Source organism: Bradyrhizobium sp. SZCCHNRI2009 (genome assembly GCF_032485115.1).
In the GTDB taxonomy this organism is placed as follows: Bacteria; Pseudomonadota; Alphaproteobacteria; order Rhizobiales; family Xanthobacteraceae; genus Bradyrhizobium.
The window spans coordinates 814,598-829,245 of sequence record NZ_JAUEUH010000002.1 but is presented as its reverse complement, the minus strand read 5'-3'; the positions used below and the strand labels follow the sequence as shown (position 1 = coordinate 829,245).

Below are 14,648 nucleotides of genomic sequence, written 5' to 3'. Positions count from 1 at the left end.
GTGCGACACCGGGGAGTCGGAACTGTGGTGGGCTACCGCGATTGTTTCATCGGAACTCGGGACACGAAACACGCTCGCGCCGAGACGAAACCAATTCGCCCGTTCCGCGAAGACGTCTCGAAACCCGAACTGATTATCAAATCCTTAACGAACAACGGGCCGAACGGCCCGGACAGGGGACCGTCATGATCAAAGCGCTATCTGCAGTCGCAGCGGCCGGCTTGGTGGCTGCCGGCATCACCCTCCTGCCCGGCTTCGCTCCTCAGGTCGAAGCCAGCGTGCCGCGTCCGCTCGCCAAGGCGGACCGCCTGGACATTCGACCGATCGGCCGCGACTGCTCGCAGCAGGCCTGGCCGAACTTCGAAGCGGGCTGCCTGCGCAGCGCCGGAACCCGGGGGACCATTCGTGAGGCGCGGATCATCGGAGTCGACCGGACGCAGTGAGGAGAGAGCGAATAGCGAATAGCGAATAGCGAATAGCGAATAGCCCGAAACCTGATTCGTCCCTATTCGCTACTCCCTATTCGCCATTCGCCGGCTCGCTCGCCCCGTTGCCGTTCTCGGCCTCCTCGCCGATATGCTCCACCGACACGACATGCTCATCATCGGCGGTGTCGAACACGATGACGCCCTGGGTCGAGCGTCCCGCGATGCGGATGCCGTCGACGGGGCAACGGATCAACTGCCCCTTGTCCGTCACCAGCATGATCTGATCGCCATCCTCGACCGGGAACGAGGCGACGAGCTTGCCGTTGCGGTTGTTGACGGACATCGCGACGATGCCTTTGCCGCCGCGGCCGGTGGTGCGGTACTCGTAGGACGAGGTGCGCTTGCCGTAGCCGTTGACCGAGACGGTCAGCACCACCTGCTCCTGCGCCGACATCTCGACATAGCGTTCCTGCGACAACTGGATCGCGCCAGCGGCCGCCTCCTCGCCCTCGGTCTCGACCGGCTCCTCGGTGGCAGCATCGCCCGACATCGCCCGGCGCATCTTCAAGTACGCCGTACGCTCGTCCGAGGTCGTTTCGACATGGCGCAGGATCGACAGCGAAATCACCTTGTCGCCGCCGGCGAGCGCGATGCCGCGCACGCCCATCGAGGTCCGCCCGGTGAAGACGCGCACGTCGGTGACGGGGAATCGGATGCACTGCCCGCCCGACGCCGTGAGCAGCACGTCGTCACGCTCGGTGCAGATCTGCACGTTGACGATCTCCTCGCCGTCGTCGAGCTTCATCGCGATGATGCCGGAGCGGCGCACGTCGACGAAATCCGACAGCTTGTTGCGGCGGACGTTGCCGCCGGTGGTGGCGAACATCACGTCGAGATTGGCCCAGGAGGATTCATCCTCCGGCAGCGGCATGATCGTGGTGATGCGCTCGCCCTGCTCCAGCGGCAGGATGTTGATCAGCGCCTTGCCGCGCCCGTTGGGCGCCGCGATCGGCAGCCGCCAGACCTTCTCCTTGTAGACCTGGCCGCGCGACGAGAAGAACAGCACCGGCGTATGCGTGGAGGCCACGAACAGCCGGCTGACGAAATCCTCCTCGCGCGTCTGCATGCCCGAGCGGCCCTTGCCGCCGCGGCGCTGCGCCCGATAGGCCGACAGCGGCACGCGCTTGGTGTAGCCGGCATGCGACACGGTCACGACCATGTCCTCGCGCTGGATCAGGTCCTCGTCCTCGACCTCGCCTTCCTGCTCGGCGATCACGGTGCGGCGCGGCGTGCCGAACTCCGCCTTGATCGCGGCGAGTTCGTCCTTGATGATCCCCTGCACCCGCGCCCGCGAGCGCAGGATGTCGAGATAGTCGTTGATCTCGACCTTGAGCTTGTCGAGCTCGTCGGAAATCTCTTCACGGCCGAGCGCGGTCAGGCGCTGCAGACGCAGGTCGAGAATCGCCTTGGCCTGCTCGAACGACAGCCGGATGGTACCGTCCTCGGCGAGGCGATGACGCGGATCGTCGATCAACGTGATGATGGCCTCGACGTCGCGCGCCGGCCAGTCGCGCGACATCAACGCCTCGCGCGCGGACGCAGGATCGGGCGAGGTCCTGATGACCCGGATGACCTCGTCGATATTGGCCACGGCCACGGCGAGGCCGACCAGGATGTGGGCGCGGTCGCGCGCCTTGTTGAGCAGGAACTTGGTCCTGCGCGTGACGACACGCTCGCGGAACGCGACGAAGATCGTCAGCAGGTCCTTCAACGTCATCGTCTGCGGGCGGCCGCCGTCGAGCGCCAGCATGTTGGCGGCGAAGCTCGTCTGCAGCGGCGTGAACTTGTAGAGCTGGTTGAGCACGACGTCCGGCACGGCGTCGCGCTTCAGCTCGACGACGACGCGGTAGCCGTCGCGGTCGCTCTCGTCGCGCAGGTCGGCAACGCCTTCGACCTTCTTCTCGCGCACCAATTCGGCGATGCGCTCGACCATCGTGGCCTTGTTCACCTGGTAGGGAATCTCGGAGATGATGATCGCCTCGCGATCCTTGCGGATCGTGTCGATCGTCACCTTGCCGCGCATCATGATCGAGCCGCGGCCCAGATGATAGGCCGAGCGGACGCCGGCGCGTCCAAGAATGATGCCGCCGGTCGGGAAATCCGGCCCCGGAATGATGTTGATGAGCTCGTCGATCGTGAGCGCGGGATTGTCGATCAGCGCGATGCAGGCATCGATCACCTCGCCGAGATTGTGCGGCGGGATGTTGGTGGCCATGCCGACCGCGATGCCGCCGGCGCCATTGACCAGCAGGTTCGGATATTTGGCCGGAAGAACCGACGGTTCCTTGTCCGAATTGTCGTAGTTCGGCTGGAAGTCGACGGTGTCCTTGTCGATGTCGTCGAGCAGCGGGATCGCCGACTTGGCGAGCTTCGCTTCGGTGTATCGGTAGGCGGCCGGCGGATCGCCGTCGACGGAGCCGAAATTGCCCTGGCCGTCGATCAGCGGCACGCGCATCGAGAAGTCCTGCGCCATGCGCACCATGGCGTCGTAGATCGACTGGTCGCCATGCGGATGGTATTTACCGATGACGTCACCGACCACGCGCGCGGACTTGACGTATTTCTTGTCGGGCGTGTGCCCCTGCTCGTACATCGAATAGAGGATGCGCCGATGCACCGGCTTCAGGCCGTCGCGCGCATCGGGCAGCGCTCGCGACACGATCACGCTCATCGCGTAATCGAGGTAGGAGCGCTTCATCTCATCGAGGATGGAGACGGGACGAATGTCGGAAGGTCCGCCCGGCTCGCCGGGCTTCTCATCTTCTTTATCGGACAAAGGGGATACCGGTCGGTTTTGACACGCGAAAATCGCTTGGAATCATATAGCGCATCGCGTCACGGCAGGCCACCCCTTGACGCACCGGCAAGACGGATTTTTTGGCCGCATTTCCAGCGACTTAACGAGGTCTTACGCTGCGACCGACGGTGCCCCGGACGCCCCCCCGCGGACTGGACTTCAGCCGTGCCGCCGCACTTGTTTTCCCGCCTCAGCGCCGCAGTTGCAGAGAGACTGCCAGCGGCGCGCGAGAGCCGTTGATTCTTCAGCAAAATCCGTTTGTCCGGCGAAACGATCTCGCGAACCGGGCTCGTCATGTGCGATAGCGCAGCGCGTCGACCAGCACCGTGAACGCGGATGTGGGCTGCCGGCGGCTGGGAAAATACAGATGATAGCCGGCAAACGGCGCGCACCAGTCTTCCAGGACGCGAACGAGCTTGCCTCGCGCAAGGTCGTCCCGGACCTGATCCTCGGGCAGATAAGCGAGCCCGAGCCCGGCGCGCACCGCGTTCATGCGCATCGCGATGTTGTTGAACACCAGTTGCCCGTCCACGCGCACCTTCAGCGCGCGTCCACGCTTTTCGAACTCCCACGCATAGATCCCGCCCAGGGTCGGAAGTCGGATGTTGATGCAATTGTGGTCCGTGAGATCCTGCGGCTTCCTTGGCCGCGACCGCACGGCGAAATAGGCCGGTGAGCCGACCACGGCCATGCGCAGGTCCGGCCCGATCCTGACGGCGATCATGTCCTTGGCGACCTGCTCGCCGAGGCGGACACCCGCATCGAATCTCTCGGCGACGATATCGGTCAGTCCATAGTCGGTCACGACCTCGACCTTGATGTCGGGATACAGCGGAAGCAGCTTTTTCAGCGCCGGCCAGAGCACGGAGTCCGCGGCATGCTCTCCCGCCGTGATCCGGATCGTGCCGGCGGGCCTGTCGCGCAATTCCCTCAACCCCGCCAGTTCCGTTTCGATCTCATCGAACCGGGGTCCGATGCTCCGCAGCAGACGTTCACCGGCGGCCGTCGGGGCGACGCTGCGCGTCGTGCGCGCCAGCAGCCGCACGCCGAGCCGGGCCTCCAGATTGCGAAGGGCATGGCTGAGCGCCGACTGGCTGACGCCGAGCCTGGCAGCCGCCCGCGTGAAGCTTCCCTCCCGGGCGACAGCGAGGAAACCAAGGACGTCGTTCAGGTTCTCGCGCAGCATTCATGATTCCATTTCATAAAAGTATGCGCATTCTAGCCTCTAATGTTATCGCGGTCACAGCCTTAGGTTCAGCCCGGACGGCAAGGTTGACGACGCGTGATGCCGGCGTTGACCGCAGGACGGACAGGAGAACCGGATGAAGAAGAGAACCCTGGGCAAGAGCGGCCTCGAAGTGTCGGCCATCGGCTTCGGCTGCATGGGCCTGAACTTCGGCTACGGTCACGCGCTCGAGAAGGACGACGCGGTCAACCTTATCCGCGCCGCCTTCGATCGCGGCGTGACATTTTTCGACACCGCCGAAATCTATGGACCGTTCACGAATGAGGAGCTGGTCGGCGACGCCCTGGCTCCCGTTCGGGACAAGGTGGTCATCGCCACCAAGTTCGGCTTTGCGATCGACCCGGCGACCGGCCGGTCATCAGGGATGAACAGCCGCCCCGAGCGCATTCGCGCGGTCGCGGAGGCATCCCTGAAGCGGCTCAAGACCGATCGCATCGATCTGTTCTATCAGCACCGCGTCGATCCGGACGTGCCGATCGAGGACGTCGCCGGCGCGGTCAAGGATCTCATCGGGCAAGGCAAGGTCAGGCACTTCGGCCTGTCCGAGCCCAGCGCCCAGACCGTACGGCGCGCGCATGCCGTCCAGCCCGTTGCCGTGCTCCAGAACGAGTATTCGCTGTGGACCCGAGGTCCCGAGAGCAACGGCATCATTCAGGCCTGCGAGGAGCTCGGCATCGGCCTGGTGCCCTATAGTCCCCTGGGAAAAGGCTTTCTGACCGGCGCGATGAACGAGACGACCACGCTTGCCGACAACGACTTCCGCAGCACCCTGCCGCGCTTCACGCCCGCGGCGATGAAGGCCAACCAGGCGCTGGTCGATCTCCTCAAGCAGATCGCCGAACGCAAGGCATCCACGCCGGCCCAGATCGCGCTCGCCTGGCTGCTCGCGCAAAAGCCGTGGATCGTTCCCATTCCGGGCACGACCAAGCTCCATCGCCTCGACGAGAATCTCAAGGCCGCCGACGTCGAGCTCACTGCGGACGATCTCGCCCAGATGGAGCAGGCCGCAGTTGCGATCAAGGTTGAGGGAGAACGCTATCCCCCGCACCTGATGGCGACAACAGGGCGGTAGAACCCCTCTCCCACATCACCGGGCACTCCCATCGTGAGCGCCCGAAACCACCTGGAGGCGACGCGACGCCGGCGGCGCGTACACCCCACAGCTTCACCGAGATCGCGCCTTCTCCTTCACACCAAGGCGCGCCCTGAATTTCAGAACGGAATGTCGTCGTCCATGTCGCTGTTGCGTCCGCCACCGCCCGCCGAAGCAACCGCGCGGCGCGGCGGCGCCATCGACGGACCGCTGCTGCCGAAATCACCGCCACCCATGTCATCGGAGAAGCTGCCGCCACCGCCGCCCCGGCCATCGAGCATCGTCAGGGTGGAGTTGAAGCCCTGCAGCACGACCTCGGTCGAGTACTTCTCGACACCGCTCTGATCGGTCCATTTGCGGGTCTGCAGCGCGCCCTCGATGTAAACCTTGGCGCCCTTCTTCAAATACTGCTCGGCGACCTTGCAAAGACCCTCGTTGAAGATCACCACGCGGTGCCACTCGGTCTTTTCCTTGCGCTCGCCTGTCGCCTTGTCGCGCCACGTTTCCGACGTCGCAATGCTCAGATTGGCGATCGGCCGCCCATCCTGCGTGCGCCGGATCTCGGGGTCCTTGCCGAGATTGCCGACCAGAATCACCTTGTTCACACTACCCGCCATCACCACTCTCCCGCGGTTCTCGATCATCGGACCGGCCGTCCACACCGGCCTCACGGCGTCCGGTGGCTAACCCTTCCTCTCGCGGCGGACCCTATACGGTTGCCGCGCGGTCCACCCGCCCTGTCCATTGTTTATCCACATATAGCAGGCGGAAGGCCATTGTTCCAGTTTTGTTCGCGCGCATATGTCTACAACCGTGCGTCGAGTTCCACGGAACTCGATGGAACCGCAAGTTCTCGCAATGGAACCCGGAAAAAGTTCCCTTATTCACGAAAAAGGGATTAACTTTCATTAAGTTAGCCGGCCTCACTTCCTCCTCGGCTGTGGCTTTTGGGAGACGGTATCCAGGGTTGAATCGCGTATATTTGAGGATGGATTGGGGCCGCAAGCGTGGTCGCACCAACTTCACAGACGAGCGTCTCCGGGGACCATTTTGGAGACGCCCAACGCGGGAGACTTGGGATGAAACGAATTTTTCTCGGAGCTGTCAGCTTGATGGTTTTGGGGGCGCTGACGCCGGCGGGAGCCGCCGATCTCGCCGCCCGCCCGTACACGAAGGCCCCGGTGATGGCGCCGGCGCCGCTTCCGACCTGGGCCGGCTTCTACCTCGGTCTGCAGGGCGGCGGCGGCTGGGGCCGCAGCAACGAGACCTTCTTCGGGGCGCCGAATACGGCGATCTTTGCCGGCACCCAGAACTATGACACCAGCGGCGGCTTCGTCGGCGGTGTGGTCGGCTACAACTGGCAGGTCGACAACATCGTGTTCGGTCTCGAGGGCGACTATCACTGGGCCGACATCAACGGCCGGTCGGGCGTCGTCAACGCCGGCCTCGGCGATACCTACTTCACCAGGCTGCGCGGCTTCGGCGACATCAAGGGCCGCCTCGGCTGGGCTGCGGGTCCGGCGCTGTTCTTTGTCAGCGGCGGCGCTGCCGTCGGCGATCTCCAGCACCGCTACGACGCAGCGCTCAATGGTGGCGCGGCCAATAGCTTCGCTCAGAACAACTGGCGCTGGGGTTGGACGATCGGTGCCGGCGCCGAGTACATGTTCGCGCCGAACTGGTCGGCCAAGGTCGAATACAACTATCTCGACTTCGGCAAGAGCTCGATTCAGTACAGCGCGGTTCCGACCAACCGCTCCGAGTGGAGCGACACCGTGCACACCGTCAAGGCGGGCGTCTCCTATCACTTCGGCGGCCCGATCGTGTCGCGCTACTGATTGCACGCAAAAAGCGAATATGTCGAAAGGCCGGCCTCGCGCCGGCCTTTTTTGTGTGCCAGAACCGGCACTTGCCGAGCCGTTGTGTCCTTTGGGTGACGGCTTTTTACGGCGGAAGGAGCTATCAACGTCCGGCGGGTGGGCGTTGGTGAGAGCGTGCGTGCGGGCGTCGGACGTGGTTTGGGGAATGCGATGAGAAGGCTGTTGCTGGGGGCGACAACTTCGCTGGCGCTGGGGATTGCGCCGGCCATCGCTGCCGATCTGCCCGCGCGCACCTTCACCAAAGCGCCTGCGATGATCACGACGATCTATGATTGGAGTGGCTTCTATATCGGCCTGAATGCCGGTGGCGCAGCGGCCCGCACCTGCTGGACCAACAAGGTCAGCTTTGCCGGCGTGGCCGCAACCAACGCGGAAGGCTGCCATGATGCGACCGGCGCGCTGGCGGGCGGCCAGATCGGCTATCGCTGGCAGGCTGGCGGCTGGGTGTTCGGCATCGAAGGTCAAGGCAACTGGGCCAACCTCAAGGGCAGCAACACCAGCCAGTTCGCCCCGGCCGTGACCAACCAGACCAAGATCAACGGCATCGGCGTGTTCGCCGGCCAGATCGGCTATTCCTGGAACAACGTGCTCTGGTACGTGAAGGGTGGCGCCGCGGTCGCGGGTGAGAAGTACAACGGCCTCTCCACGGCCACGGGCGTGGTGCTCGACCAGTCCAGCGCCACGCGCTGGGGGGCTGCGGTCGGGACTGGTGTCGAGGTCGGCTTCGCCAAGAACTGGTCGGTCGCAGCCGAATACGAGCACCTGTTCATGGGCAACCGCACCCTCGGCTTCTCGGGTGTTCCCCTTGGAGCCGCGGGCCGGACCGATGCGGTCGGCCAGGACGTCGACATGGCGACGGTCCGCGTGAACTATCGCTGGGGCGGTCCCGTCGTTTCCAAGCACTGACCCTCGAGGGCTGACACTCGCGATCTCACGCGGCGGCGCCTGCCCGGCCTGTCGTCACTCACGCTGTGACACAGCTCCCCCGTCGGCACTGGCAGTCGCCGTCTTTACCCGCGCTTAAGCACGATCGGCACATCCCGTCACGCGGCTCGTCCCGGTCACGAGTTTGGAAAGCAGTCTCCCTTACAACCAGCCACAGGCCACCTTCGCGTGGGCCCGGATCGGAGGGATCCGGAGCGTGGTGTATTGGGACTGGGGAGAGACGAATGCAGAAGACGACCTTGATCTTGACCGCAAGCGCCGCGGCGCTGGGACTGGCGCCGGCCTCGGCGGCCGACTTCGCGACGCGCCCTTACAGCAAGGCGCCGCCGCCGGCCTATGTCACGCCGCTGCCGAGCTGGGCCGGGTTCTACCTCGGCGTCAATGGCGGCGCCGACTGGAGCCACAATTGCTGGACGCTCAACCGCGTCGGCGGCGTGGCGGTCGTGCCGACCCAGTCCGAAGGCTGCCACAATGCCTCGAGCGGCCTCATCGGCGGCCAGGTCGGCTATCGCTGGCAGGCGGCGAGCTGGGTGTTCGGCGTCGAGGCCCAGGGCAACTGGACCGACCTGAAGTCGTCCAATGCGAGCACGGCTGCGCTGGCCGCGGGCATCACCAACACCACCAAGACCGATGCGATCGGCCTGTTCACCGGCCAGGTCGGCTACGCCTGGGGCAACGTGCTCTGGTACGTGAAGGGCGGCGCCGCCGTCACCCACAACAAATACACCGGCACGGCGAATGCGGCCGCGCCCTTCCCGGTCGGCACGCTGCTGGATTCCGCCAGTGAGACCCGCTGGGGCGGCACCGTCGGCACCGGCGTCGAGTTCGGCTTCGCGCCGAACTGGTCGGTCGCCGTCGAGTACGACCACCTGTTCATGGGCTCGCGCGACATCAGCTTCCCGGCCACCGCAACCGTGCTGTCGCGCGTCGACACCATCAAGCAGGACATCGATATGGCGACCGTCCGCGTGAACTATCGATTCGGGGCGCCGATGGGCACGCGCTACTGAAAAAAGTCACCGCTCGCACGCATTCGGAAAGGCCGGCCCTCGCGCCGGCCTTTTTCGTGTCAACAGCCCGGCAGCGTCGCGGCGTTTTTGTGCTAAATATATGATTTATAACGCTTTTTCATTTCTGTGGCGGGCGCGTTACAGCCTCTCCGGGATGCCCTGTGTATGACTTGCCCATCGCTTGTCATTCCAACCTCCCGGGGGAGAATTTGATGAAGAAGTTGCTTGTGATCACGACGGCGCTCGTCGGCATCGCATCCGCCACATCCGCGTCGGCGGCCGACATGGCGGCCCGCCCGTACACCAAGGCGCCGCCGATGGTCGCGCAGATCCTGAGCTGGTCGGGCCTCTACGCCGGCATCCAGGGCGGCGGCGGCTGGGGCACCAGCAAGGAAACCTTCCTTGGCCGCTTCAACGCGCCGGGTTTCCTGGGCACCCAGAACTACAACACCAATGGCGGCTTCGTCGGCGGCGTGGTCGGCTACAACTGGCAGGTCGACAACGTCGTGTTCGGCCTCGAAGGCGACTATCACTGGGCCGATATCAACGGCCGCTCCGCCGTGGTCAATGCCGGCGTCGGCGACACCTTCTTCACCAAGCTGACCAGCTTCGGCGACATCAAGGGCCGCCTCGGCTATGCCGCCGGTCCCGCCCTGTTCTTCGTCAGTGGCGGCGCCGCGGTGGGCCAGTTGCAGCATCGCTATGACGGCGTGCCCGGCAACGTCTTCAGCCAGAACACCACCCGCTGGGGCTATACGGTCGGCGCCGGCGCCGAATACATGTTCGCGCCGAACTGGTCGGCCAAGCTCGAGTACAACTATCTCGACTTCGGCAAGAGCACGATCCAGTACAGCGCTGCGGCGCTCAACCGCTCCGAGTGGAAGGACACCGTTCACACGGTCAAGGCCGGCCTCAGCTACCACTTCGGCGGCCCGGTCATCGCAAAGTACTGATGCCTGCAGCCGACAGGTTCCGAGAAGGGCCGGCGAAAGCCGGCCTTTTTTGTTGCCCTGATGCCACTTTGTCGGCTCGCCACACGCGGAACCAAGTAACTGAGTGACATAGGCTTTCTGGAACTTGGCCGTAAAAACGCGGTTTGGCCGCGAGTGTGTCTTCAGGGTGACGGTAATCTGCACGGAACCGGGCTAAAGGAACCTCGTCAACTTGAACGGGTGAGTCTGTTTCGTGCGTAAGCTTATCGGTGCGATGCGGACTTCGAGGAATAAACTGGAGACTGGAATGAAGAAGATCCTGCTCGCGACCGTGGCCTTGGCCGCCCTGGCCGCTCCCGCTGCCGCCGCTGATCTTGCCGCGCGCCCGACCTACACCAAGGCCCCGGTTGCCGCGCCGGTGCTGACCTGGACCGGCTTCTACATCGGTGCCATGGGCGGCTATGCTGCCGAGGACAGCAGCGCGAACACGTTCGACCGCAAGGGCGGCTTCGCCGGCGGCACCGTCGGCTACAACTGGCAGCAGGGCGCCGTCGTGTTCGGCCTCGAGGCTGACGCAGCCTGGGCCAATATTTCCTCCAAGACCATCTTCGGCGACGAAGCCAAGATCCAGGATTGGGGCACGGTGCGCGGCCGCATCGGCTACGCCTTCGGCCCGGCTCTGCTGTACGCGACCGGCGGTTACGCCTGGGCCGACAGCAAGATCACCTTCGTGGGCTTTGGTTCGGACAGCAAGATCCACAGCGGCTGGACCGTCGGCGCTGGCGCCGAATACATGTTCGCTCCGCAGTGGTCGCTGAAGGGCGAGTACCTGTACAAGAGCTTCGGCAGCGAGAACTACACCTTCACGGGCCTCGGCACCGCAGCCACTGGCACGACGAACTTCCACTCGGTCCAGGTCGGTGTGAACTACCACTTCTAAGCACATAGCCTCCGGGCCAACGCACGAAGCCTCCGCTCTGCCCGAGCGGAGGCTTTTGCTTGAGCGCTTGTGCTTTGAGCACTTGATCCAGCCGGCGGAACCGGTCCGCCTCCTGCCAGTCGCTGCCATTCCCTGAGCGCATTGTTGATGATTCGCTGACGGCACTGGAAATCCAGCTCCGTTCTTCCTACGTTCCGACCATACCTTTTCCCCCTGGCGTCCGATGGCCGGCTTCCGGCGAAACGCGCCTGCAACGATGGCGCGACTCTGCGCCGTGGGACGATCGTCATGGATGAAGTGCTCAAGGCCAAGCAGCGCGCGCAAGCCAACCAGTCGAGCCTGCGGGCCATCACCATCCGCGGCGCCCGCGAGCACAATCTGAAAAACATCGACGTCGAGATCCCGCGCGACAGGCTCGTCGTGTTCACCGGCCTGTCCGGCTCCGGCAAATCCTCGCTCGCCTTCGATACGATCTACGCCGAGGGCCAGCGCCGCTACGTCGAATCGCTGTCGGCTTATGCCCGCCAGTTCCTGGAGATGATGCAGAAGCCGGACGTCGACCAGATCGACGGCCTGTCGCCGGCGATCTCGATCGAGCAGAAGACGACCTCGAAGAACCCGCGCTCGACGGTCGGCACCGTCACCGAGATCTACGACTACATGCGCCTGCTGTGGGCGCGCGTCGGCGTGCCCTACTCCCCGGCGACCGGCCTGCCGATCGAAAGCCAGACCGTCTCGCAGATGGTCGACCGCGTGCTGGCGATGCCCGAGGGCACCCGCCTCTATCTGCTGGCGCCGGTCGTGCGGGGACGCAAGGGCGAGTACAAGAAGGAGCTCGCCGAATATCTCAAGAAGGGCTTTCAGCGCGTCAAGATCGACGGCACCTTCCATGAGCTCGCCGAGGCGCCCACGCTCGACAAGAAGTTCCCGCACGATATCGACGTCGTCGTCGACCGCATCGTCGTGCGCCCCGACATCGGCCAGCGTCTCGCAGAAAGCTTCGAGACTGCGCTGAAGCTCGCCGAAGGCCTGGCCGTCATCGAGTTCGCGGACGCTCCCGCCTCGGCCGCGCCGGCGGAGGAGAAGGAAAAGAAGAAAACCGCAAAGATCCACGACAAGAGCGGGCCCGAGCGCATCCTGTTCTCGGAGAAGTTCGCCTGCCCGGTCTCCGGCTTCACGATCCCCGAGATCGAGCCGCGGCTGTTCTCGTTCAACAACCCCTACGGCGCCTGCCCGGAATGCGGCGGCCTGGGGGTCGAGCAGCACGTCGATGCCGACCTCGTCATTCCCGACAAGGACGTCACCCTGCGCAAGGGCGCGATCGCGCCCTGGGCCAAGTCGTCGTCGCCCTATTACCTGCAGACGCTGACCGCGCTCGGCAAGTTCTACAAGTTCACGCTGGACACCAAGTGGAAGGACCTGCCGAAGAAGACGCAGAACGCGCTGCTGCACGGCTCCGGCGACGACGAGATCAAGTTCACCTATGAGGACGGCGTCCGCGCCTACGACACCAAGAAGCCGTTCGAGGGCGTCATCACCAACATCGAGCGCCGCTTCCGCGAGACCGAGAGCGAGTGGGCGCGCGAGGAGCTCGGCAAGTACTTCAACGACGTGCCCTGCGCCGGCTGCAAGGGTTTTCGGCTGAAGCCCGAGGCGCTGTGCGTCAAGGTCGGCGGCAAGCACATCGGCGAGATCAGCGACCTCTCCGTCAAGGCGGCCGGCGAGTGGTTCGCCGAGGTGCCGAAGCAGCTCAATGCGCAGCAGACCGAGATCGCCACGCGAATCCTGAAGGAGATCCGCGACCGCCTCACCTTCCTGCTCGACGTCGGCCTCAACTACCTGACCCTGGCGCGCTCCTCCGGCACGCTGTCCGGCGGCGAGAGCCAGCGCATCCGCCTGGCGTCGCAGATCGGCTCGGGGCTGACCGGCGTGCTCTACGTGCTCGACGAGCCGTCGATCGGCCTGCACCAGCGCGACAATGCCCGCCTGCTCGACACGCTGAAGCGGCTGCGCGACCTTGGCAACACCGTCATCGTCGTCGAACATGACGAGGACGCGATTCGCCTCGCCGACTATGTGCTCGACATCGGTCCCGGCGCCGGCACCCATGGCGGCCACATCGTCGCCGAGGGCACTCCGGCCGAGATCATGCGCAATCCGGCGTCGCTGACCGGCAAATATCTCACCGGCGAGCTCGAGGTCGAGGTGCCCGAGCGGCGGCCGCCGAACCATCGCCGCACCATCAAGGTCGTCAATGCCCGCGGCAACAATCTGAAGAACGTCTCGGCCGAGATCCCGCTCGGCCTGTTCACCGCGATCACAGGCGTGTCCGGCGGCGGCAAGTCGACGCTCCTGATCGACACGCTCTACAAGGCGATCGCACGCAAGCTCAACGGCGCCAACGAGGCAGCCGCGCCGCACGACCGCATCGAGGGGCTGGAGCATATCGACAAGATCATCGACATCGACCAGTCGCCGATCGGCCGCACGCCGCGCTCCAACCCCGCGACCTATACCGGCGCGTTCACGCCGATCCGCGAATGGTTCGCCGGCCTTCCCGAATCCAAGGCGCGCGGCTACGAGCCCGGCCGCTTCTCCTTCAACGTCAAGGGCGGCCGCTGCGAGGCGTGCCAGGGCGACGGCGTCATCAAGATCGAGATGCACTTTTTGCCCGACGTCTACGTCACCTGCGACGTCTGCAAGGGCAAGCGCTACAACCGCGAGACGCTCGACGTGCTGTTCAAGGGCAAGTCGATCGCCGACGTGCTCGACATGACCGTCGAGGAAGCCGCCGAGTTCTTCAAGGCGGTGCCGCGCGTACGCGACACGTTCGAGACCCTGCGCCGCGTCGGCCTCGACTACATCCATGTCGGCCAGCAGGCCACCACGCTGTCCGGCGGCGAGGCCCAGCGCGTCAAGCTCGCCAAGGAGCTCTCCAAGCGCGCCACCGGCCGCACGCTCTACATCCTGGACGAGCCGACGACGGGCCTGCACTTCCACGACGTCAAGAAGCTCTTGGAGGTGCTGCACGAGCTGGTCGCGCAGGGCAACACGGTGGTCGTGATCGAGCACAATCTCGAGGTCATCAAGACCGCCGACTGGGTCATCGACCTCGGCCCCGAAGGCGGCGACGGCGGCGGCGAGATCGTCGCCTGGGGCCCGCCGGAAGATATCGTCAAGGCGCCGCGCAGCTACACCGGGCAGTTCCTCAAGCCGGTGCTGGAGAAGTCGGCCAAGCCGAAGAAGCGCGGCCGCGGCGCCGCCAGCGAGGCGGCGGAGTAGTTGCCCTCAACTCCCTTGTATCGATCGTCATTGCGAGC

General features: G+C 64.9%; 11 protein-coding genes. 8 read left to right on the top strand and 3 right to left on the bottom strand.

Annotated elements, in window-relative coordinates; genetic code table 11:
* Positions 1-185 precede the first annotated feature (185 nt).
* Positions 186-443: a hypothetical protein gene (locus QX041_RS11400; RefSeq protein WP_316165348.1), complete on the top strand. Its 258-nt coding sequence runs from the start codon at positions 186-188 to the stop codon at positions 441-443.
* A gap of 76 nt (positions 444-519) precedes the next feature.
* On the opposite strand, the gene gyrA is transcribed toward QX041_RS11400, so the two are convergent.
* Both gyrA and QX041_RS11390 read right to left on the bottom strand, forming a co-directional pair.
* A complete protein-coding gene (gene gyrA / locus QX041_RS11395; protein WP_316165347.1) occupies positions 520-3,264 on the bottom strand; it encodes a DNA gyrase subunit A in 2,745 nt (914 codons plus the stop codon).
* A gap of 313 nt (positions 3,265-3,577) precedes the next feature.
* Positions 3,578-4,471 carry a LysR family transcriptional regulator gene (locus QX041_RS11390; RefSeq protein ID WP_315711766.1) on the bottom strand — a complete coding sequence of 298 codons (894 nt, stop codon included), beginning with the start codon at positions 4,469-4,471 and terminating at the stop codon, positions 3,578-3,580.
* Positions 4,472-4,607: 136 nt separating this feature from the next.
* Between QX041_RS11390 and QX041_RS11385 the strand changes: the two genes are divergently transcribed.
* Positions 4,608-5,603, top strand: coding sequence for an aldo/keto reductase (locus tag QX041_RS11385; protein ID WP_316165346.1), 996 nt, complete (start codon positions 4,608-4,610; stop codon positions 5,601-5,603).
* A 140-nt stretch (positions 5,604-5,743) separates the two neighbouring features.
* Here the strand turns inward: QX041_RS11385 and QX041_RS11380 are convergent, their stop codons facing one another.
* Positions 5,744-6,241 carry a single-stranded DNA-binding protein gene (locus tag QX041_RS11380; protein ID WP_315711764.1) on the bottom strand — a complete coding sequence of 166 codons (498 nt, stop codon included), beginning with the start codon at positions 6,239-6,241 and terminating at the stop codon, positions 5,744-5,746.
* Between the two features lie 462 nt (positions 6,242-6,703).
* Here QX041_RS11380 and QX041_RS11375 point away from each other — a divergent pair, with 462 nt between their 5' ends.
* From QX041_RS11375 to uvrA, 6 genes are all read left to right on the top strand, one after another.
* Complete coding sequence (locus QX041_RS11375; RefSeq protein ID WP_315711763.1) at positions 6,704-7,459, top strand: outer membrane protein; 756 nt, start codon at positions 6,704-6,706, stop codon at positions 7,457-7,459.
* Positions 7,460-7,651: 192 nt separating this feature from the next.
* A complete protein-coding gene (locus tag QX041_RS11370) occupies positions 7,652-8,407 on the top strand; it encodes an outer membrane protein (RefSeq protein ID WP_316165345.1) in 756 nt (251 codons plus the stop codon).
* 263 nt (positions 8,408-8,670) lie between these two features.
* On the top strand, positions 8,671-9,456 hold the full coding sequence (locus tag QX041_RS11365) for an outer membrane protein (protein WP_315827543.1): 786 nt from the start codon (positions 8,671-8,673) through the stop codon (positions 9,454-9,456).
* A 212-nt stretch (positions 9,457-9,668) separates the two neighbouring features.
* On the top strand, positions 9,669-10,409 hold the full coding sequence (locus QX041_RS11360; RefSeq protein WP_315827542.1) for an outer membrane protein: 741 nt from the start codon (positions 9,669-9,671) through the stop codon (positions 10,407-10,409).
* Between the two features lie 286 nt (positions 10,410-10,695).
* Entirely contained in the window at positions 10,696-11,328 is a 633-nt protein-coding gene (locus QX041_RS11355; protein ID WP_316165344.1) for a porin family protein, read from the top strand.
* Between the two features lie 288 nt (positions 11,329-11,616).
* Complete coding sequence (gene uvrA, locus QX041_RS11350) at positions 11,617-14,610, top strand: excinuclease ABC subunit UvrA (protein ID WP_316165343.1); 2,994 nt, start codon at positions 11,617-11,619, stop codon at positions 14,608-14,610.
* The last annotated feature ends 38 nt before the right edge of the window (positions 14,611-14,648 follow it).

What these genes read in the sequence shown, in the direction of transcription:
- QX041_RS11400 (WP_316165348.1), top strand. Translation starts at nt 186, where the DNA reads ATGATCAAAGCGCTATCTGCAGTCGCAGCGGCCGGCTTGGTGGCTGCC.
- QX041_RS11390 (WP_315711766.1), bottom strand. Translation starts at nt 4,471, where the DNA reads ATGCTGCGCGAGAACCTGAACGACGTCCTTGGTTTCCTCGCTGTCGCC.
- QX041_RS11385 (WP_316165346.1), top strand. Translation starts at nt 4,608, where the DNA reads ATGAAGAAGAGAACCCTGGGCAAGAGCGGCCTCGAAGTGTCGGCCATC.
- QX041_RS11380 (WP_315711764.1), bottom strand. Translation starts at nt 6,241, where the DNA reads ATGGCGGGTAGTGTGAACAAGGTGATTCTGGTCGGCAATCTCGGCAAG.
- QX041_RS11375 (WP_315711763.1), top strand. Translation starts at nt 6,704, where the DNA reads ATGAAACGAATTTTTCTCGGAGCTGTCAGCTTGATGGTTTTGGGGGCG.
- QX041_RS11370 (WP_316165345.1), top strand. Translation starts at nt 7,652, where the DNA reads ATGAGAAGGCTGTTGCTGGGGGCGACAACTTCGCTGGCGCTGGGGATT.
- QX041_RS11365 (WP_315827543.1), top strand. Translation starts at nt 8,671, where the DNA reads ATGCAGAAGACGACCTTGATCTTGACCGCAAGCGCCGCGGCGCTGGGA.
- QX041_RS11360 (WP_315827542.1), top strand. Translation starts at nt 9,669, where the DNA reads ATGAAGAAGTTGCTTGTGATCACGACGGCGCTCGTCGGCATCGCATCC.
- QX041_RS11355 (WP_316165344.1), top strand. Translation starts at nt 10,696, where the DNA reads ATGAAGAAGATCCTGCTCGCGACCGTGGCCTTGGCCGCCCTGGCCGCT.
- uvrA (WP_316165343.1), top strand. Translation starts at nt 11,617, where the DNA reads ATGGATGAAGTGCTCAAGGCCAAGCAGCGCGCGCAAGCCAACCAGTCG.